20 protein-coding genes (1 of these 20 only partly in view) are annotated in these 19333 nt (G+C 38.2%); 8 read left to right on the top strand and 12 right to left on the bottom strand.

What is annotated here, in order from left to right; all coding sequences use genetic code 11:
- The 3 genes from GXP67_RS22520 to GXP67_RS22510 all read right to left on the bottom strand — a co-directional run.
- Positions 1 to 147, bottom strand: partial view of a GAF domain-containing protein gene (locus GXP67_RS22520; RefSeq protein WP_162445201.1) — the 5' end (the start) only. It extends 1401 nt beyond the left edge of the window; 147 of the gene's 1548 nt are visible here — the first part of the coding sequence; it begins with the start codon at positions 145 to 147; its stop codon lies off the left edge, out of view.
- Between the two features lie 109 nt (positions 148 to 256).
- Positions 257 to 1168, bottom strand: a complete 912-nt coding sequence (locus GXP67_RS22515; protein ID WP_162445200.1) for a transporter — start codon at positions 1166 to 1168, stop codon at positions 257 to 259.
- 585 nt (positions 1169 to 1753) lie between these two features.
- Entirely contained in the window at positions 1754 to 3610 is a 1857-nt protein-coding gene (locus tag GXP67_RS22510; protein WP_317170068.1) for a M1 family metallopeptidase, read from the bottom strand.
- 444 nt (positions 3611 to 4054) lie between these two features.
- Here GXP67_RS22510 and GXP67_RS22505 point away from each other — a divergent pair, with 444 nt between their 5' ends.
- The gene (locus GXP67_RS22505; protein ID WP_162445198.1) at positions 4055 to 4585 is read left to right on the top strand and encodes a hypothetical protein; all 531 of its coding nucleotides are present in this window, start codon (positions 4055 to 4057) and stop codon (positions 4583 to 4585) included.
- 108 nt (positions 4586 to 4693) lie between these two features.
- Here GXP67_RS22505 and GXP67_RS22500 read toward each other — a convergent pair whose 3' ends face one another.
- The 4 genes from GXP67_RS22500 to argS all read right to left on the bottom strand — a co-directional run bounded on the left by GXP67_RS22500 (position 4694) and on the right by argS (position 9274).
- Positions 4694 to 5353: a TetR/AcrR family transcriptional regulator gene (locus GXP67_RS22500; protein ID WP_162445197.1), complete on the bottom strand. Its 660-nt coding sequence runs from the start codon at positions 5351 to 5353 to the stop codon at positions 4694 to 4696.
- Positions 5354 to 5392: 39 nt separating this feature from the next.
- Positions 5393 to 6298, bottom strand: coding sequence for a 1,4-dihydroxy-2-naphthoate polyprenyltransferase (locus GXP67_RS22495; protein WP_162445196.1), 906 nt, complete (start codon positions 6296 to 6298; stop codon positions 5393 to 5395).
- Positions 6299 to 6446: 148 nt separating this feature from the next.
- The gene (locus GXP67_RS22490; RefSeq protein WP_162445195.1) at positions 6447 to 7022 is read right to left on the bottom strand and encodes a glutathione peroxidase; all 576 of its coding nucleotides are present in this window, start codon (positions 7020 to 7022) and stop codon (positions 6447 to 6449) included.
- Between the two features lie 179 nt (positions 7023 to 7201).
- Positions 7202 to 9274, bottom strand: coding sequence for an arginine--tRNA ligase (gene argS, locus GXP67_RS22485; RefSeq protein ID WP_162445194.1), 2073 nt, complete (start codon positions 9272 to 9274; stop codon positions 7202 to 7204).
- 507 nt (positions 9275 to 9781) lie between these two features.
- On the opposite strand from argS, the gene GXP67_RS22480 reads away from it, so the two are divergent.
- On the top strand, positions 9782 to 11176 hold the full coding sequence (locus GXP67_RS22480) for a type III PLP-dependent enzyme domain-containing protein (protein ID WP_162448027.1): 1395 nt from the start codon (positions 9782 to 9784) through the stop codon (positions 11174 to 11176).
- Between the two features lie 175 nt (positions 11177 to 11351).
- A complete protein-coding gene (locus GXP67_RS22475) occupies positions 11352 to 11507 on the top strand; it encodes a hypothetical protein (RefSeq protein ID WP_162445193.1) in 156 nt (51 codons plus the stop codon).
- A 3-nt stretch (positions 11508 to 11510) separates the two neighbouring features.
- Here the strand turns inward: GXP67_RS22475 and GXP67_RS22470 are convergent, their stop codons facing one another.
- Complete coding sequence (locus GXP67_RS22470; RefSeq protein ID WP_162445192.1) at positions 11511 to 12044, bottom strand: D-glycero-alpha-D-manno-heptose-1,7-bisphosphate 7-phosphatase; 534 nt, start codon at positions 12042 to 12044, stop codon at positions 11511 to 11513.
- A 102-nt stretch (positions 12045 to 12146) separates the two neighbouring features.
- Positions 12147 to 12725: a Crp/Fnr family transcriptional regulator gene (locus GXP67_RS22465; protein WP_162445191.1), complete on the bottom strand. Its 579-nt coding sequence runs from the start codon at positions 12723 to 12725 to the stop codon at positions 12147 to 12149.
- A 160-nt stretch (positions 12726 to 12885) separates the two neighbouring features.
- On the opposite strand from GXP67_RS22465, the gene GXP67_RS22460 reads away from it, so the two are divergent.
- On the top strand, positions 12886 to 13260 hold the full coding sequence (locus GXP67_RS22460; protein ID WP_162445190.1) for a DUF423 domain-containing protein: 375 nt from the start codon (positions 12886 to 12888) through the stop codon (positions 13258 to 13260).
- Between the two features lie 63 nt (positions 13261 to 13323).
- Here GXP67_RS22460 and GXP67_RS22455 read toward each other — a convergent pair whose 3' ends face one another.
- A complete protein-coding gene (locus GXP67_RS22455; protein WP_162445189.1) occupies positions 13324 to 13734 on the bottom strand; it encodes a DUF1573 domain-containing protein in 411 nt (136 codons plus the stop codon).
- 215 nt (positions 13735 to 13949) lie between these two features.
- The gene (locus tag GXP67_RS22450; RefSeq protein WP_162445188.1) at positions 13950 to 15362 is read right to left on the bottom strand and encodes an ATP-dependent DNA helicase; all 1413 of its coding nucleotides are present in this window, start codon (positions 15360 to 15362) and stop codon (positions 13950 to 13952) included.
- A gap of 181 nt (positions 15363 to 15543) precedes the next feature.
- Here GXP67_RS22450 and GXP67_RS22445 point away from each other — a divergent pair, with 181 nt between their 5' ends.
- The 3 genes from GXP67_RS22445 to GXP67_RS22435 all read left to right on the top strand — a co-directional run bounded on the left by GXP67_RS22445 (position 15544) and on the right by GXP67_RS22435 (position 17630).
- Positions 15544 to 15909, top strand: a complete 366-nt coding sequence (locus tag GXP67_RS22445) for an NUDIX domain-containing protein (protein ID WP_232064539.1) — start codon at positions 15544 to 15546, stop codon at positions 15907 to 15909.
- A gap of 237 nt (positions 15910 to 16146) precedes the next feature.
- Positions 16147 to 16734 carry a hypothetical protein gene (locus tag GXP67_RS22440; protein WP_162445187.1) on the top strand — a complete coding sequence of 196 codons (588 nt, stop codon included), beginning with the start codon at positions 16147 to 16149 and terminating at the stop codon, positions 16732 to 16734.
- A 2-nt stretch (positions 16735 to 16736) separates the two neighbouring features.
- Positions 16737 to 17630: a DUF3822 family protein gene (locus GXP67_RS22435; protein WP_162445186.1), complete on the top strand. Its 894-nt coding sequence runs from the start codon at positions 16737 to 16739 to the stop codon at positions 17628 to 17630.
- 122 nt (positions 17631 to 17752) lie between these two features.
- Here GXP67_RS22435 and GXP67_RS22430 read toward each other — a convergent pair whose 3' ends face one another.
- Positions 17753 to 18436, bottom strand: a complete 684-nt coding sequence (locus GXP67_RS22430; RefSeq protein WP_162445185.1) for an NUDIX hydrolase — start codon at positions 18434 to 18436, stop codon at positions 17753 to 17755.
- Between the two features lie 235 nt (positions 18437 to 18671).
- Between GXP67_RS22430 and pyrE the strand changes: the two genes are divergently transcribed.
- The gene (gene pyrE, locus GXP67_RS22425) at positions 18672 to 19322 is read left to right on the top strand and encodes an orotate phosphoribosyltransferase (protein ID WP_162445184.1); all 651 of its coding nucleotides are present in this window, start codon (positions 18672 to 18674) and stop codon (positions 19320 to 19322) included.
- The last annotated feature ends 11 nt before the right edge of the window (positions 19323 to 19333 follow it).

Below are 19333 nucleotides of genomic sequence, written 5' to 3'. Positions count from 1 at the left end.
TTTCAGGTTGTCGCTCACCTGAATTAAAGGCTGATTCTTATTATAAGAAGCTGTCGTTTCAGATTGCGTATACTTAATTAGAATAATAATAAGACCACCGGCCAGAAGTACTATGCCCGGTATAATGATAGACAGTTTTGTTTTCATAGATAAATCTTGTAGCTCTCCCAGCTTAGTTGAGAAGTTAATTATTGTTATTTCTACTAATTTACCTTTCACTTAACCACGAAAATCTCCCTCACCTTAGGTAATTTGTTTATTTCTTGATGTTATAATTAGGTTCAATGGATAAGTAAATGAATGCGCCTGGCTGCCGGGTATTTTTTTCGATAGCTACCGGAATACTGATTCCAGGAACAATCTGGCACTTTCCTATGTCGAACGCATAACGTAGTCCCGGATTTAGAACCAGTTGATGGCCTTTGTTGACCTGCCCTGTTTCATTAAATGAATCATTTATATTGGACACGTATTCTAGCATCAGATTCAGTTTATCGGCAGGCATCCAAATCATACTGGCTCCCAGGTTTATACCTGTCAGATGTTTGTGTTTAACTTCATTTTCACTGGTTGCATCAGACAGGGCAAACTGGGCATCTTTCAGAAAAGTAAAACCAGTATTATAATGAAAAACCAGCCTATTGCTCACCATTTTGGTAATTGGCAGATTAAATTGTCCGCCCCAGGCACCCGAACCAAAGCCTTTCCGGAAATCACCTGTGGGAATAATAAGAGAAAATCTGGGTGTGATAAGCGCCCAGTCGTCTTTTCCTTTCAACTCGTAGCGGTAATTCACCATAAAATCCCCTAAGCCTTGTAATCCGGGAGATTGCGCATTCAACGCAATATAATTAATAGTATAGCTGATCTGATGTTTTACATCTTGTAAGGGAATCTCCTGGGTAAAACTGTAGATTAAATTCCGGCTGTTAATATTATCAAAATAGCAGGTGGAGATAAATTGTATCACGCCTGCACTCTGATTAAAGGCTTCTTCTACAAAAAAAGAATTGTCTTCAATGAGAGGAGCCTTAAATGAATTATAGGATTTGTACGATTTCGCCGGTTTATCCTGCCACGTATTATCTTGTGCCAGGCTGAATTCACAAAAACAGGTCAGCGAAAAAGCTACAGCAATCGCAGATATGGTAGTAAATTTTCTTCTCATAGTGAAAGTATATAGTGTCCCAAGCCTTTAAAACTATTTTCATAAACAGATACCTGTAGGAAATAAGGCATCAGACTTATCCATTTCAGGCAAGTTTTAGTCTCAAAAATCAGTGTGTAGTTTAGCTTTGGTTTTAGGGCAACGAAAAGACTTAAAAAGAAGAAAAGCTAATTGATTGTATCTCCGAAAGTTATGTACTCCTTGATTTCTATTGAGAGAGAGTTTAAAAGAAATATTACGTAGGTCGTATAATGTCTTGTAAAATCAGACTCCTGCATGTTCATTTATTATTGCATATATAAAAGAAGGGCATTTTTGGGTTTTCAAAGGGCTTATAAAGTAAATACTTATTCTATACAACATGAGGTTGCAATAAGAAAAATAGAGCTACTACAAAGTTTATCTTGTTGAAAATAAGCTTGTTCTTCAATTTCTGACATTCTTATTTATAGCATAATAACAGGTAATAGCTTGATGAGCAGCAACAGAATTTATAAAGATGGAAACAAAACAGCCCTTTCACTGGAGATGAAAAGGCTGTTTTGTTTCTGTAATAAATAATAAATGCTGTATGTGCAGGATGGTTTATTTGAGTAAACTATCAAGTGTATTTACCGCCACGAAATGGTAATTAGGACGTGCCTTTGCATAGATCTGATGGGCTGTTTTTTTACCCTCTGGTGTTTTAATTAAAGCCTGATATAACGGCGTTAAAAACTTGCGCCTGCCCACACTTATCAGAAATTTTTCGAGTGCCGGATAGGCCGGTTTATATTGGGTTTGAATAGCATGTTCAAACCAGGCGGCCAGAATCTCTGAATTACCAGAATCTGTAAAATAAAAAGCTTTATCGAGTTCACTCATCTGGCTGATATTTAGACTATCTGGCAGTTGACGAATAAAATGTAGCCATTCATGAGAACTCCATTCCTTTGTTTTCAATTGAGCAGCTGGTGTGCCTTGCTGCCATTGTTGTACAGCAGTATCTACAGCCTCAAACCGTTCAGAAGAAATTTTAACAATATTCGCCGGAATTCCTTGTCCATACACCCATTCCTGAATATTTAACTGATCAAATTGCTGTGGATTGTCAGCAAATAACTCAGCCTTGAGATAGTTGAGGAAGTTTTCTGTATTCATCGACTGGAAGGAAAACTTCTGGAAATAATTTTTTACAAAAGCATCCCATTTCTCCCGGCCCACTGTTTTTTCCAGTACTAACAAAAACGAAAACCCTTTTTCATAGGCAATATCACTTACCCCATCATCGGGATTGCGGCCAGCCAACTCCAGTTTAAGCTGGGTATCTTTGCTGTCTTTTCCAAACTCCTCTACCGTTTGCATCAGATCCTGGTAGCCTAAAAGCGCCAGCATATCGGCATAAGGTTTTCCATATAATTCTTCCATAATCCGCCGTTCAAAATATACCGTAAAGCCTTCATTGAGCCAGAAATCGTTCCAGGTTTGATTGGTTACCAGATTACCCGACCATGAATGTGCCAGTTCGTGCGCTACCAGGCTAATGAGGGAACGGTCGCCTGCCAGAATAGTGGGGGTAGCAAAGGTAAGTTTAGGATTCTCCATACCTCCGAAAGGAAAACTGGGTGGAAGCACCAGCAGATCATAGCGGCCCCAGGCATACTTTCCATATATTTTCTCAGCAGCCCCCAGCATTTTTTCAAGGTCAGCAAACTCATAAACGGATTTTTTTAGGGTAGCCGGTTCAGCATAAACGCCTGTATTTGGACCTAAGGATTCAAAAGCCAGATCGCCTACGGAAAGTGCCAGCAAATAGGCCGGAATAGGTTTATCCATTTTAAAGGTATACACTCCTTCTGCATTTTTAACCGTAGGATTATCTGCACTCATTAGAGCTAATAATTCTGCAGGTACTTTAATTTTCGCATCATATGTAAACCGGATTCCAGGGCTATCCTGAATAGGCACCCAGGTACGGGCCAGTATGGCCTGCGATTGTGTAAACAAAAATGGATATTTTTTACCGGCCGTTTGTTGAGGCGTAAGCCATTGCAGGGCTTCTGCCTGCGGACTTGTTGTATAATAAATATGTACTTGTTTGACTTCCGGTGTTATTACCAAAGCCAGAGCTTGCCCTAAATGTTCTACTTTCTTGCCTAAGGTATAGGTAACTGGTTTTTCCTCTGCCCCGGCAGTAACCTTATTGATGGTCAGATTATAAGTATCCAGGTAAAGCGTATCAGTCTGGGTTTTATTATCAATATTTAAACTAACCTTTCCAGCCAAAGTTTTCGAATTAAAATCAACAGTAAGGTCAAGAGACAGGTGTTTTACTACGGCCTCATTGGGGCGGGCAAATGAATGTACATCGGGCTGGCTGCTCATAGATAAGGTATCGTTATGCGTGGTTTGTTGGGTAGATGTTGCTTGCTCAGTAGCCGACTGTTGGCATGCCGTGAACAAAAGTGTTATAAAAATGACAAAATTATAATGGAATCGAAAATTCATGAGAAACTGTTTAGATATGTAACGGTGGTTTAATGCAAATTTGGCAAAAAATGATGTAATCCTTTAAACGCCAGCCATAATAGTGTATAAGAAGAGAATATGGATTATGGGTTTGTATGGCACTATATAATCCGCTCCTGCAAATTTTTACTGTAGAAATAGAAAACCTTTCGCCTATTCTGGTAAGCAGATAGCACTTATTACATATTCATTAGCTCACTTTTTTCTTGGGCGGTATATTCCGAAGACACTCCTGTTTTTTTATACCTATTTTTATTCAGGATTGTTTATGTAATGGCTTTACGCCTTAGATCATTTCTGATTACAGCATTTTCTCAAGATTATACTGCCAGACATTATCATCCACTTTCAGTAAAATCAAAATCATTCTTACAAAACATGAAAAAAATTGTACTTCTCTTCACTCTATGCACATTTAGTATCTCATGGGTATTTGCACAAAACATTAAAAAATTAGACGAAAAAAATGGTTTTAAAGAACTGACTTTAGGTTCCTCTTACCAGGATGCAAAACAATATTTATCTGAATTACCCATTGAATCTAATGCTAAAGGCAAAACAGCTATCTATGCCGTTACAGATCAATCATTCTTGGAGGTAGGCGAAAGCGAAATTAATAAGATAACTGCAAGCTTTTTTAATGACAGGCTGGAATCGATTAATATCGATACAAAAGGTCATCAGAACTTTAAAGATCTGCTTGACGTGCTGACAAAAGGATATGGAAAAGGTGAGAAAAAAAATACCTACATTGAAGAATATCACTGGCTGGGAAAGAAAGTGAATATGAGCTATAAGATGAATGCCAATACCAAAGACGGCAAACTCACCATTGTGTCTAAAGAAATTGCAGAGCAGAATGAGAAACACAAGAAAGATTTAAAGAAGGGTGTGGTGAATGAGTTATAATTCTAAATCGTAGTTGGTTATTCATTTTTGGTTGTTAGATAGACGCTTGAAAGCATAGCTGTTGAAGACTTAAAAATATGTAATACAAGCATATAAATAAAGGGGCATTTAGCCCCTTTTTACTTCAATATTGTTGTTTGATTCTCTATTACTTGCAGTAGTAACAGAAAGCAATTCCTGCTGCCCTTTATCAGTTAGATATGGAAATACCAGGCTTAAGGCTAATTGGGTATAATGTTCCAGCTTTGCTGCATCCGTTCCCTCAAATAATATTTCTGATTCTGCAATCCAGAAATCACCGATCAGGTAAAATGAGGTGATAAATTGCCGATACTGCCCTGTATAGTATTCATCCCGAAAATAACCAGCTTTAATCATATATTGAATTAGCGCAGAAAATTCCTGCTGTCGCCGGATAAACAGCTCCCGAAAATGCGTCCGGATAGCCGGAATATTTCGCATAATAGCTACAAAATCAATAAGGATAAATTTATATTTATACTGAATGGCAAACGTTGTCTTGATAGAAGCTAAAATTAGTTCTAGTTGTGGAGTTTGTGCTTGTAGTTGATGGATTTCTCTATCTAATTCTGCTACTAAATTCAAATACAGTTGCTGGATAATATCTTCCTTCCTGGGAAAATGATAGCACAAGTTTCCATGACTTATTCCCATTTCTTTGGCTACATGCCGTACAGTTATGGGATCTATACCTTGTACATTAAATAAATGAAGTGATGTATCTAAAATTTTATCCCGCGTTTTCATCCTATAAAAGTAGCCATTTTAGAACATTTGTCCTAGTTACTATAGATGAACAAGCTGGCCGATTCCAAAAGTGAGGATAAAAAATAGGGTAGTGAGTGCCATTTGTTTCAGATATGGATCAAGTTCTGAGGCTTTGTGTTTGCGCCACACACCGCTAGCATTTTTCCATAATAAAGGTATACTTAACAGGAAAAGAAACTGGAATATGTTATTATAAGTAAATACCACATACCATACCGCACAAGCTACTCCCAAAGCAAGCAATATCCAATGGTACAATACAGCTCTGGATTTTCCCAAGCGAACTGGAATAGAAAGTTTACCAGCCTTTTTATCCGATTCTATATCACGGATATTATTTATGTTTAGAACAGCGACTGCAAATAAACCACAACTGGTAGCAGGTAGTAAAGTAAGCCAGTGGTACTCCTGGGTATGGAGATAAAAGGTGCCTATTACGCCCACCCAGCCAAAAAATAATAATACCGATACATCACCCAGGCCAGCATATCCATAAGGTTTTTTTCCTGCTGTGTAGGTGATGGCGGCAATAATGGAAAGAATACCTAATCCTAAAAATAACAGAATAGTATTTCTGGATGCGTCTTTTAAAGCTTCATACAACAAATAAATACCTGTGCCAAACGCCAGCAAGGCACAAACAATAATAGCTGTTCCCATCTGCCTACGTGAAATCTGCCCGGATTGTACCGCCCGTTGTGGTCCTTGTCTTTCTATGTTATCGGCTCCATGTATCGAATCACCATAATCATTAGCAAGGTTAGAAAGAATTTGTAGTAATATAGTAGTGAGGGCACAAAGGATAAAAATACTGAGATCAAATTGTTGATGGGAAGCAGCCAGAAAGCTGCCCATTCCAATGCTGGATAAAGCTAGTGGTAAGGTTCGTAAGCGGAATGCAGAAAGCCAGGCTTTAAGGTTCATGTCATTAGTCAGTTGTCATTGGTCAAAAATTATAAATACGAAATTAGAAGTTTTCCAAAAATTGCGCTCTATCTATATCTATAATTAAACAAAACCCGCAAGTTTTGAAAGCCTGCGGGTTTATAAATTTTATTGAACAGAATGTTGATTAGCTGTTAATAGCGCTCAACACTTCCTCACTGGTGGGTTTCACTTTAGATTCGAAGAATTTTACTAATTCGCCTTTTTCATTAATCAGGTATTTGGAGAAATTCCATTTAGGTGCCTGGTCATTCCAGCCATTCAGTTCTTTTTTGGATAACCACTGGTATAAGGGATGCTGGTCTTCCCCAACAACAGATATTTTCTCAAACATCTGGAATTTTACGCCATAATTTTTCTGGCAGAATTCAGCAATTTCTTCGTTACTGCCTGGTTCCTGCTCTTTGAAATTATTGGCCGGAAAACCTAAGATTACCAGTTTATCGCCGTATTTTTCGTGCAATTCTTCCAGTTCGCCATATTGAGGTGTAAATCCGCATTTAGAAGCCACATTTACCAGCAATACTTTTTTGCCTTTGTACTTTTTAAAATCGATAGGCTTTCCTTCAATAGAGTTTAGTTTAAAATCGTAGAAAGATTGTTTTGGTTTTTCACCCATGTTTACGGCATCGGTAGTAGAAGTTTTGTACAATAAACCAATGCCGGCAATCAGCATCAGAAATGAGAAAGAAAAGAGTTTCATATTTGTTCAGGGTTTAGAATGTAGTGTTTAACTAAGTTTTATGGTTATTGTTTATTTTTATTCATCAGTATCTCCAATTTTAAGTCCAGGTTTCTGAACACTCAATTTTCCACTTAAATATACTAAGTAAGCCGCAGAGTTCAGAAATAAACCCAGAATCTTTCACGAATTTACTCTTTCTACATCCGCTCCGGCACCTGGATACCCAGTAAACTCATCGACTTGCGAATTGTTTTACCTACTTGTGCAGATAATGCTACCCGGAAGCTTTTTTCTTCCGCTGTATCTGCATTAAAAATAGATACTTCAGCAAAAAAACGATTATATTCCTTTGCCAGTTCATACGCATACTGCGAAAGTACAGAAGGTGTATAATTATTGCCAGCTTCCTTTATTCTATCAGGAAGAGTAGCGAGTAAGGCAATTACATCCCGCTCTACCGGATGTAGTCTGGTTAAGCTGCTAAATTGCTTTTCAACACCCGTCTGTTCGCTTTTTCGCAAAATGGTAGAAATACGGGCATGCGTATACTGAATAAATGTAGCTGTGTGTCCCTGTAGTTCGATGGCTTCATCTGGATTGAATAGCATACGTTTTCTGGGGTCTACTTTGAGCAGAAAATACTTTAATGCACCGATTCCCAGCATTTCATATAATACTTTGGCTCCTTCTTCTGTAAATTCTTCAATTTTACCCAGTTCCTGTGTACGGATAGTGGCCGTTTGTACCATTTCTTCCATTAGATCGTCGGCATCAACTACGGTTCCTTCCCGGGATTTCATACGGCCGGTGGGTAAATCTACCATGCCATACGATAAGTGATAAGAACCCTCCGCATAGTGTTTGCCTAATTTTTTCAGAATGGCAAACAGTACATTAAAATGATAATCCTGTTCATTGCCTACCACATAAATGGATTTGTCCATGCCAAAATCCTTGTATTTCAGGTCGGCGGTTCCCAGATCCTGGGTAATATATACAGATGTGCCGTCAGCCCGTAGTACCAGTTTTTCGTCCAGTCCTTCTGCGGTCAGGTCTATCCATACTGAGCCATTTTCTTTTTTAAAGAATACACCTTTAGCCAGGCCTTCTTCTACAATATCTTTTCCCAGCACATAGGTATTGGATTCGTAATACATTTTATCAAAATCCACGCCCATGCGTTTGTAAGTCTGGTCGAAACCTTCATATACCCATCCGTTCATTTTCCGCCATAAGGCTACAGTTTCTTCATCCCCTTTTTCCCATTTTACCAGCATTTGCTGCGCTTCATATATTAATGGTACTAATCTTTCACTTTCATTTATCAATTTTTGAAATTCTTCATTAAGAAACTCTTTGACTTCATAAGGAATTTCTACATGTGGCTCATCTTTAAGAAGGGATTCAAAAGTGTTTCCTATATAACTTGGATTACTAATAATATCATTGTATTTCTTTTCTAATAATGATCTTATTAATTTATCGTATTCATCTATTGATACTGGTTTAGCATTTTCATTGTCAGACTTATAAGTATCAATTATCACTTTAGTAATAATATCAATCTGCTTTCTTTCTCTTTCTTTATGAGGAAGATACATTTTTTTATATTCTCTTTCGGCTTTTTCTTTTATATTATTCCATTGCTTTCTTCTTTCATTTTCAAACTTCACATAATAATCTCCAACTAAATGATCGCCTTTCAGACCAGAAGATTCGGGGTTTTCGCCATTGCCGAATTTTTCGTACGCCAGCATGGATTTACAAATATGAATGCCCCGGTCGTTCACCAGATTTGCTTTTATCACTTTGTATCCGTTGGCTTCCAGAATCTGAGCCACAGAATAGCCTAAAAAGTTATTGCGTAAATGTCCCAGATGCAGCGGTTTATTGGTATTAGGTGAAGAGTATTCTACCATCACCGTTTGGCCATTGGAAGGCTGCATACCAAATTCCGGATCAGCAGCCATACTTTTGAAAACTTCTATCCAGGCTTCATCTGCAATACTTAAGTTAAGAAAACCTTGTACGACATTGAAAGAACTAATCAGATGGCTTTTTTCTTTGAGGTATTCTCCCAGCAAACGGGCAGTTTCTGCCGGATTTTTTTTAGCGGCTTTGGCAAAAGGGAATGTTACAAAGGTATGAGTACCCTCAAAATCTTTGCGGGTAGGCTGCAGGCTAATGTCTGTAACGGGTACTTCTGTTCCAAAAAGTTCTTTAAATCCTTGTCCGATGGTCTGTTGCAGTGAAGATTCTATATCAATCATAAAGAGAATAGCGTCGTTAGTTTATATGGGTTATTATGATAGAATTTCAGCGAATTACATTTCTTTTCACTGACTATCAATGGATTGAAAAAATTAGTATAGATATTAGAAAATCAATTATTTTTTAAGCAAATTCATAAAAAATTAACAATCTTAGGAGGAACAATCCTATCTTTACGTGCGTTTCAAAAACGAATCCGAATCCATTTATTATTCATACATTGAAAATACTCTGCATCGTTTTTAATTACTTATCCCTCTGCACTTTATTAAGTTTTGGCCTGTATTGCCCACCCTTGCGTGTCTGAATTTCTGTAAAAATACGAATACGCTTTTCTGAGTATACTAATGATTTTCTCCTTACTCACGTCTTTGCAAACTATCAGTTTTCATAATTCAGCTTTGCAAAGATTACAAAATTATCCCATTTTCGCATCCTTAAAATAATCTGATATTCAATTGAAACCAGAAACTTTTATCAAAGCCAAAAAACCGGCCAGGCCGCCCATGCAGAGCTATATTGACCTGATTGAGCAAACGTTCGATTTTCCGACCGAAGAGTTCCGGGTGGTAAATAATGAGCTATACTTCAATGAAGTGCCCCTGATGGATATTATTAAAGAATATGGCACGCCTTTGAAGTTAACGTATCTGCCAAAAATAAGTGAGCATATCCAGTATGCGAAAGAGATTTTTAATAACGCTATTAAAAAATTCAGATATAAAGGTTCCTATACCTACTGTTATTGTACCAAGTCGTCGCATTTTCAGTTTGTGTTGGAAGAAGCCTTAAAAAACAATATACACCTGGAAACTTCTTCTGCGTATGATATTGCGATTGTAAATGAGCTTTTCAAAAGAGGCAAAATCTCTAAAGATACCTACGTTATTTGCAATGGATACAAACGTGAATTGTATACCACGTATGTGAGCGAACTGCTGAATAATGGCTTCCACAATTGTGTTCCGATTCTGGATAACCTTAGAGAGTTAGATGCTTATGATGAAAAAGTAGAAGGAAATATGCAGTTAGGTATCCGTATCGCTGCTGATGAGGAGCCTAACTTTGAGTTCTATACTTCCCGCTTAGGTATCCGGTATAATGATGTAATTGATCTGTATAAAAACCGGATTGCCAATAATCCTAAGTATAAGCTCAAAATGCTGCATTTCTTCATTAATACCGGAATGAAAGACAGTGCCTATTACTGGAGCGAACTGAGCCGTTTTGTATATAAGTATTGCGAACTGAAAAAAATCTGTCCGGAACTGGATACAATAGATATTGGTGGCGGTTTCCCGATCAAAACTTCACTCACCTTTGAGTATGATTATGAGTACATGGTTGAACAGGTGATTGAAAACATCCAGTGGATTTGTGAGAAAAATCTGGTGCCGGTGCCTCACATCTTCACAGAGTTTGGTAGCTATACCGTTGGCGAAAGCGGAGCCGTTATCTACTCTATTTTAGATGAAAAGTTGCAAAACGACAAAGAGCTTTGGTATATGATTGATGGCTCATTCATCACGCATCTGCCGGATGCCTGGGGTATGAACCAGAAGTATATTATGCTGGCTGTAAACAACTGGGATAATACTTATCATAAAGTGAACCTGGGCGGACTTACCTGCGATAGTATGGATTATTATAACTCCGAGGCGCATACATCCGAAGTATTCTTACCTGTGATAGAAGAAAACGAAAAACTCTATATCGGATTTTTCCATACCGGTGCTTACCAGGAATCATTGGGTGGATATGGAGGTATTCAGCATTGCCTGATTCCGGCCCCCAAACACGTAATTATTGACCGGGATTCAACTGGCAAGGTTATTACCAGGTTATTTGCTCCGGAGCAGGATAGTGAATCTATGCTCAAAATTCTTGGATTCAGACAGTAAGTAACGTAGCAATATTCAAAAGATATTGCTACTCTCTTAAAATATTCTACCGCTTATCTGTAAAACATTACACCTTTTTTCCGTTATATAAAGCACGGTAAATGGTGAGTGATAGGATAAAGGATTATTTTTACTAAATTTAAACAGGTTTATGACTAAGCTAACTAACAATCTTATGAAAAAGCTATACATCCTGTCTCTGGTCGCTATTATGGCATTGGCTTCTTGCGGAAGAAACTATACTTGTCCGGTATATTCCAAAGCTAACCCTACAGACCAGTCGTCAGGGCACGCCAGCATAAAGACTTCACAAGATAAAGGTAAGATGTAAATCTTACCTTTTTTGTTTGCTTACAATCAGTTGTGCTGCTTCCCATAAATCCTTTGCCACATAATCGGCCGTATGTGTTTCTCCTGTACCAGCCCCTTCAATAAAAACAGTACCGGCTCCTACTTTTTGCCCGGCTTCAATATCCCGCTGTCTGTCACCCACCATCCACGAAAGTGTAATATCAATATTAAATCTGGCAGCTGCTTTTTCCAGCATCAATGAACCAGGTTTGCGCAATAAGGATTCTGAATCGAATTTAGGATGATACGGACAATAGTATAAAGCATCTATTAAATGTCCGCAAGCTTCCTGTATTTTCTGATGGCATGCCTGTACTTCCTGTTTACGATATAAACCTTTGGCAATTCCGGCCTGATTGGTAACGACTACCAGTAGATACCCTGCCTGTTTGAGCATAGCAATGGCCTCAGGCATGCCTTTCGGAATAATTAGCTTATCCAGCGAATACACATAGTCATTAATTTCTTCATTCAACACCCCATCCCGGTCCAGAAATACACATTTGTTTACAGGCATATTCTATTTATTGGAGGCCGTAATATGGGCAAAAAGTTTAAATCCCGGAAATGCATAGTATACAAATTATAGTGGGCAGAAAGGAATTGCAAAGCTCTACAATTATTTACTGGCAAACTTTTTTCGGATGCGGCTTAAAAACTCAGGTGTAATACCAAGATAAGCAGCCACCTGGTATTGTGGAATCCGTTGTTCGATGGCAGGATATTTTTCAATAAAGGCTAGGTATCTTTCATCAGCTGTCTGGCTCATGGATGAGATAATACGTTTCTGGGAAGCCACAAAAGCATTTTGAATAATAATTCTGAAAAAGCGCTCCATTTTGGGCAATTTCAGGTATAATTCTTCCAGGCCATTTTTGTCAATTTGCAACAATTCACAATCTTCAAGGGCTTCAATCGTGTACATAGCCGGTGTCTGGGTAAGGAAGCTGTACATATCGCCAATCCACCAGTCTTCCACAGCAAATTGTACAATATGTTCTTCGCCCTTATTTGTAATATGAAAAGCCCGTAGGCAACCTTTATTTACAAACGTTTCAAACCTGCTCACTTCCCCCTGATGCAGCAAAAAGTCTTTCTTTTTTAAATGCTTAAGTTTAAATGACTCTGTCAGCAGGGTAATTTCCTGAGGTTCTAAAGAAATATATCTGGAAAGATGCCGGATGAGAAATGAATACATAAGTGGAAAATACCTTTATACTAAATTGCAAAAAATGAATGTAAGACGATTAAAAGCTTAATAAAAATAAGCAAGTTTGAACATCATACTCATAATAAAGCATTCAACAAAGTAGGCGCTGTTACAGGCATCTGCCTATATAGATTCTAATTTTATTCTCATGCAAAAATTATTCTTGATCTCTGGCGCTATTCTCGGTGGCCTGGGTGTGGCCATTGGCGCTTTTGGTGCACATGCTTTAAAAGGATTACTGGAGGCTTCCCAACGGACAGATACCTTTGAAACTGCTGTTCGCTACCAGTTTTATCATGCTCTGGCTCTTTTGTTTTTAGGATTACTTTTATTCCGCATAGACGCTAAACTTCTGCATTATTCCGGGCAATTGATGTTAGCCGGAACCCTTATTTTTTCAGGCTCGCTCTATATTTTGTGTTTAACCGGAACACGTTGGTGGGGTGCAGTTACCCCAATTGGTGGCGTACTGATGATTGCCGGCTGGATATTGCTCATCATTAGTCTTTCTAAAAATGTATAAAACAAAAAGCCCTTCAATTGTGAAGGGCTGATATGTAAAAGAGGAAATTCTTTATTTAGTATTTTAATTAGCAGCGTCTGCTTTGGCAGGCAATACATTGGTAACAATAGAAACTGTTTCCATACCACCATTATAATATACCGAAATCACTTTATTTTGCTGGCCCATTTTACCTGCACTATTAAAAGAAGCGGCAACTTCACCAGTTTTGCCCGGAGCAACAGGTTCTTTGGTCCAGTTGGTAGCCGTACAACCGCAAGTAGTTTGTACATTAGAAATTATCAGAGGTTCTGTACCCGTATTTTTGAATTTAAATGTAAATTCTACTTTGTCGCCTTGTTTGATATCGCCAAAATCGTGTGTTTTCTCATCGAAAGTAATTTTAGCGGCTGGTGCCTTGGCCTGGGTATTATTTTGTGCAAATGCAGCAAACGCCATAAAAAGGCTGCATACCAGAATTGTTAGTTTTTTCATGGAGATCAAATTAATGGTTACAAATATAGATAATACAAGTTTTTAATAAAAACGGATTTTGCAATAACCCTGCCATTACAACGTAAGGATATATAGAATAATTTCAAAAATCTTACCTAAATGTATGCAGAGTTATAATATTTAGCACTGGTATATTTTATAAGTACATGTAACAAAATCCATACTTTGTTGGGATTTGAACTTACTACCGATCATTACAAAAAGAATTTGGCATCAAAATTCATCAGGAAAAGTTGATTAGTTGCTCTGGTCATGGCTGTATACAGCCAGCGTAAAAATTCTGTATTTACTGCATCTTCCGTGAGGTATCCCTGGTCAACAAAAACGGCATTCCATTGTCCGCCCTGCGACTTATGACACGTTAATGCATAGGCAAACTTTACCTGTAATGCATTCAGATAGGGATCTCGCTTCACCACTTCATTGCGTTCCTTTTTAGAACGGATGTACATATAATCGGCCAGTACATTGTCGTATAATTTCCTATTATCTTCCTGGCTGAGTCCTGGCGTATAGGAGTGAAGAGTATTGAGCATAATTTTAGCTTCAAACTCCGGTTGTTCGGGATAATCTGTCAGGCGGAGCTGCAGGTTAGCAAACCGGAATCCATACATATCTTCAATAGAACTTACTTTCATGATTTCTACAAAATCTCCATTTGCCAGAAATCCGGCTGGCGCATCTTCACCAAGAGCTATATAATTATTCCGGACTACCATCAAAAAATCGCCCACATCAATTTCATTTTCGCTGAAATGTATCGCCCGGCGGATAAACTGGTTGTACTGGGTAGCGGCTTTATTGGAACGGCAAATGATGATTGTGTTTTCAATACCAAACTTATCGTAAGCATACCGAAGTCCATCTTCCAGCTTTTCACCGGTCATCTGATATATATCTGGGAAGTACTTGGTATGCAGTTTAATCTGGTTAGAATTCTGCAGCAATACATTTCGTAAGGCAGTCGCATTAATCAATATACCAGATTGTTCGTCCTGGCGCATTACTTCTTCCAGCTCTTTTTCCAGAACACTCACATCGAAATTTACCTTTAAGTATTCCCCATCCAATGCCGGACTTGCCGCCCGTCCCACTGGGGGCAACTGGGCAGTATCGCCAATGAGCATGAGTTTATTGCTTTCATCCTCAAACACATAATCTATTAAGTCGGCAAGCAGCCCATTTCCTCCGATAAAGTCTGCTTCATCCGAAATCATAGAGGCTTCATCTACGATAAAAATGGTATTGGTATGGTAGTTTTTCTGCCGTTCAAACACCAGGTTCCCTGTATAAGGATCGGCGGTTTGCCAGTAAATCTTTTTATGAATGGTGAATGCTTTCTGTTTGGAATAATTGGCCATTACTTTTGCGGCTCTGCCAGTAGGTGCAAGCAGTATATAACGGTAGCCGAATTTACGCTCCATATTTACCAGAGTACTTACTACAGTCGTTTTTCCGGTACCGGCAAAGCCTTTTAATAAAAATATCTGCCGGTATTTTTCTTTTTCAAGAATAAAATAATCGAGCAGTTTAAATAAATCGGCCTGGCCTGTAGTAGGGGTAAAAGGAAATCTTTTGGCTAGTAGTTTGGCCGGAGAAACAGTCATACAAATAGGCAGTATTCAGAGTTTAAATCTATGTGTTAAAAAAATCAAAACGAAATATATTGGGTTAATTTAAAAAGATAGTTTCGAGAACCAGATTTCTTATGCGTGCATTTATTCGAAAAATCAGCGTATGTACCATTTTTGTCTCCTTTTCCGTTACATAATAACCTTATATCTGCTTATGACAGACATTGCCGAGGAAGTAAAAAAAACATTTGGTCAAAAACTTAGGGTACGGGTATGTGGAATTTGTCTGCAAGACGATCAGATTCTCTTGGTCAATCATAGAGGACTGGGAAAAACCAATACTTTCTGGGCACCGCCGGGCGGGGGTATGCATTTTGGCGAATCTGCTGCCCAAACATTAGAGCGGGAATTTAAAGAGGAAACAGGGCTTCAAATAAAAACCGGTAGGTTTTTATTTGTGAATGAATTCATAGGAAAAGAGCTTCATGCCATAGAACTTTTTTTGAAGTACACTTGCTGGCAGGGGAAGTACGCCAGGGAACAGACCCCGAATTACAGGAACAGATTATCAAAGAGGTGAAATTTATGGCTTTGCAAGAGCTACAGACCTATCAATCGCAAGAGATGCATTCTCTTTTTCAAGGTTTTACTAATTTATATGATATTTTGCAAATGAATGGTTATATTTGCCTGTACAGCTCCAGCTGATTTTTACACCAGCTTTTTTAACTTCCATTCGTGTTTTTATATATTTTCCCGAAATATTACTTTATTTTACTTTTTAAAATTTTTATACTTGCATTAAACTTAAACCAAAATGAGTAAGACAAAGATTTTTACGTATGTACTTTTAATTCCTATCCTGATTTTAGGTTACCTATTGTACGATGGCATACGCGGCCCTATTCTGGAGCAACGCAGGATTGCCGGTATTGAAGCCCGTGTAATTGAAAAATTAAAACTGCTGAGAAATATTCAGGCGGGTTATTATTCTGTAAATGGCAAGTATGCCGGCAGCTGGTCTGAATTGACCAATTTTATAAATAACGGAAAATTCCTCAATATTCAGCGTAAAGAGATTGTAGATAGTATTAATGCACAAGGAGTGGAATCGGTACGGGTGATTATTGATACCCTGGGAACTACACCTGTAAGAGACTCTTTATTTCCTGCCAGTACCTATCCTGATTTTGATCCCAACACACTGTCTGTAATTCCTGGTAGTGGTGGAAAGCAATTTGAAATCTACGCTGGTACCATTGATCGTAATAATATAAAAGTGAATGTATTTGAGATTAAAGATACAGCCCCTGTGAATCCGGAGAGAAGAAAAAATAAAAATGAAAAGGCATTAAAAGTAGGTTCGAGAGAAGAAGCTACAATAGCAGGAAACTGGGAAGATTAGTAATGGGATTAGAAAGTATCACAGCCAAATTTAAACTGAATCAAAAAGTTAAGGACGACGCATTCAGTGTCGACTCCATACCAGACTATACATTAAACTTGCAAATCGGAAGCAATAGCTTCCGATTTTGTGTTATAGACGATGCCCAGCGCAAATGTCTCTGGCTCGAAGATTTCAGCTTTACCTCCTTGTTCTTTTCCGAACAATTACTCGACCAGCTGAATCTGATTTATGATGACCATCAGGTGTTACAAGCCGGTTTCTGGAAAAAAATAAATCTTTCTTTCAAAAATCAGCATTTTACGCTCATTCCTGAGACGCTTTTTAAAATGCAATCTGCTGCACAATATCTAAAATATAGTATAGAGCCCCCTTCTGAACCAGAGCAAAATCTATTTTATATCCACAAAAATTATGGGATTGCGAATGTTTTTTCTGCCGATAAACAAACGCTGGAATGGTTCAGGGCTATTTATCTGAATAAGCAAATTCAGCTGTTACATTATTCATCTGCGCTAATAGAAGGTACTTTGTCTCAGAATAAAGAGGTAGCTGCCAAACAAGTGATAATTTCTGTGGAGCAGTCGTATCTAACCATAATTGTAAGCCAGCAACAGCAATTATTATTCTGTAATACTTTTTATTATATGAGTGTGCAGGATTTTAGCTATTATGTAATGCTGGTAATCGGAGAATTAAATTTAGATCCTGAAACCTGTAAAGTTATTCTCTACGGTGAACTCAGCCACGACTCTGCAATATTCAGTCATTTATATAGGTATATCCGGAATATAACATTCGGTACTAAGCCTTCTTCCATTAACTTCAACTACAAATTTGATGAAGTACTCGATCACCGGTATTTCGATGTATATTCTATTCATTTATGTGAGTAAACAAGCATGCTGAGGTTAAAATTTATATACAAATAAGAAAGCCGCCTATTAAGGCGGCTTTCTTATTCTCTAGGATTATGATTAGTTATTGCATCCTCACTTCTGCTGCAACAATCTTATATTTATTCTCCCTGCAATGCCTTTTGCTTTTTGTAGTACTGCTCAAATACATATCTTACCGATTCATAAGAATTACTAAGCAATACTTTTGCCTGCGTACGGTCTACCCAGATTAGTTGCTCAATATCTTCTTCGGCCTGAGGCTTCATCTGGCTATCATCCAGGCTGGTCATGGCATACCACTTTGTTTTCTTCAGGATTTTATTGCCGTTTTGCGTATAAGTATGCCAGGTAGAACATATTTTTTTTTCAACTTTTACTCTGATATTGCACTCCTCCTCTACTTCCCGGATTGCACCAGCTTTTGGTTTTTCATCTTTATCAAGTTTACCCTTGGGCAAATCCCATTTTTTGAGCCGGTACATCAATAGAATCTGATCTCCTTTGCTCACCAATCCACCTGCCGCTTTTACAATTTTAAACTGGCTTTTCACCACTTTTATCATATCTGCTTTGCTGGGGGTAATGAATGTTAAGGAAATGAGCTTTTTGAGTTTTTTTACCCGCATCAGTGTAAACAACTTATATAGTAACAACACGGAAGGTTCAATTACGACAACATTGCCCTGCAATTGAGATGCTTTTACCTGTGTATTCTGCCCATCTAACTTTACATCATAGCGGGCAGTCTGGTAGTGAGTTGTGCTGACAAAACGGACCGGCTTGTCATTTACAAATAAGTTCATGTATAAGGTTACAGGTTTAAGGAATATACGAGATTAATATAGCTAATTGCCGGAATATAGAATAGAACTTCCGCAAAACAATGCAATAATTATATGGTATCCAAGTAAGTGAATTTCCCACATCTTATAATTGTTGTTTGCTGCTATTTCTACCTTTTCTTCAGCTTAATTCTTACTATGAGATAATTTACCTGGAATATATACGGCTTTTACGCTAAATGTTTATCTTCGCTCCATGCAAACCACCATTGAAAAAGACACCACTGCCAGGCAAGTTGCCTCTACCCTGCTTAAAATTGGTGCCATACAATTACGACCTCAGCAACCTTTTACCTGGAGTTCCGGCTGGAAATCACCTATTTATTGCGACAACCGGCTTGCTTTATCTTATCCTCAGGCACGTACATTTATTAAAGAAAGTCTGGCTATATTGATTCAAAAGGAATTTACGCAGGTAGAAGCAGTTGCCGGAGTGGCTACGGCTGGCATTCCGCAAGGTGCTTTGGTAGCTGATAAGCTGCAACTTCCGTTTATATATGTGCGCTCAAAACCTAAAGAACATGGCATGAGCAATATGATTGAAGGCAAAATTACGCCAGGGCAAAAAGTGGTCATCATTGAAGATTTGATTTCTACCGGTGGAAGTTCCCTAAAAGTAGCGGATGCTTTGCGTGAAGCCGGATTTGAAGTGTTAGGGATGGCCGCTATTTTTACGTATGGTTTTGAAACTGCCACACAGAATTTTACTGATAAACAAGTCCCTCTCTTCTGCCTGAGTAATTACCATATATTACTGGAAGAAGCAGTAGCTGGCAAGTACATTGCTTCTTCAGAAATAGCTTCTTTACAGGAATGGCGTACTAATCCCAGTCAGTGGATGCAATAATAAGCGCTGCT

The organism is Rhodocytophaga rosea (assembly GCF_010119975.1).
Lineage (GTDB): Bacteria > Bacteroidota > Bacteroidia > Cytophagales > 172606-1 > Rhodocytophaga > Rhodocytophaga rosea.
Note: the sequence above shows the minus strand (reverse complement) of the source record. Positions and strands in the feature narration are given on the sequence as shown.

Excerpts from the sequence above, each read along its gene's own strand:
- GXP67_RS22515 (WP_162445200.1), bottom strand. The coding sequence starts at position 1,168 with ATGAGAAGAAAATTTACTACCATATCTGCGATTGCTGTAGCTTTTTCG.
- GXP67_RS22505 (WP_162445198.1), top strand. The coding sequence starts at position 4,055 with ATGAAAAAAATTGTACTTCTCTTCACTCTATGCACATTTAGTATCTCA.
- GXP67_RS22500 (WP_162445197.1), bottom strand. The coding sequence starts at position 5,353 with ATGAAAACGCGGGATAAAATTTTAGATACATCACTTCATTTATTTAAT.
- GXP67_RS22495 (WP_162445196.1), bottom strand. The coding sequence starts at position 6,298 with ATGAACCTTAAAGCCTGGCTTTCTGCATTCCGCTTACGAACCTTACCA.
- GXP67_RS22490 (WP_162445195.1), bottom strand. The coding sequence starts at position 7,022 with ATGAAACTCTTTTCTTTCTCATTTCTGATGCTGATTGCCGGCATTGGT.
- argS (WP_162445194.1), bottom strand. The coding sequence starts at position 9,274 with ATGATTGATATAGAATCTTCACTGCAACAGACCATCGGACAAGGATTT.
- GXP67_RS22480 (WP_162448027.1), top strand. The coding sequence starts at position 9,782 with ATGCAGAGCTATATTGACCTGATTGAGCAAACGTTCGATTTTCCGACC.
- GXP67_RS22475 (WP_162445193.1), top strand. The coding sequence starts at position 11,352 with ATGAAAAAGCTATACATCCTGTCTCTGGTCGCTATTATGGCATTGGCT.
- GXP67_RS22470 (WP_162445192.1), bottom strand. The coding sequence starts at position 12,044 with ATGCCTGTAAACAAATGTGTATTTCTGGACCGGGATGGGGTGTTGAAT.
- GXP67_RS22465 (WP_162445191.1), bottom strand. The coding sequence starts at position 12,725 with ATGTATTCATTTCTCATCCGGCATCTTTCCAGATATATTTCTTTAGAA.
- GXP67_RS22460 (WP_162445190.1), top strand. The coding sequence starts at position 12,886 with ATGCAAAAATTATTCTTGATCTCTGGCGCTATTCTCGGTGGCCTGGGT.
- GXP67_RS22455 (WP_162445189.1), bottom strand. The coding sequence starts at position 13,734 with ATGAAAAAACTAACAATTCTGGTATGCAGCCTTTTTATGGCGTTTGCT.
- GXP67_RS22450 (WP_162445188.1), bottom strand. The coding sequence starts at position 15,362 with ATGACTGTTTCTCCGGCCAAACTACTAGCCAAAAGATTTCCTTTTACC.
- GXP67_RS22445 (WP_232064539.1), top strand. The coding sequence starts at position 15,544 with ATGACAGACATTGCCGAGGAAGTAAAAAAAACATTTGGTCAAAAACTT.
- GXP67_RS22440 (WP_162445187.1), top strand. The coding sequence starts at position 16,147 with ATGAGTAAGACAAAGATTTTTACGTATGTACTTTTAATTCCTATCCTG.
- GXP67_RS22435 (WP_162445186.1), top strand. The coding sequence starts at position 16,737 with ATGGGATTAGAAAGTATCACAGCCAAATTTAAACTGAATCAAAAAGTT.
- GXP67_RS22430 (WP_162445185.1), bottom strand. The coding sequence starts at position 18,436 with ATGAACTTATTTGTAAATGACAAGCCGGTCCGTTTTGTCAGCACAACT.
- pyrE (WP_162445184.1), top strand. The coding sequence starts at position 18,672 with ATGCAAACCACCATTGAAAAAGACACCACTGCCAGGCAAGTTGCCTCT.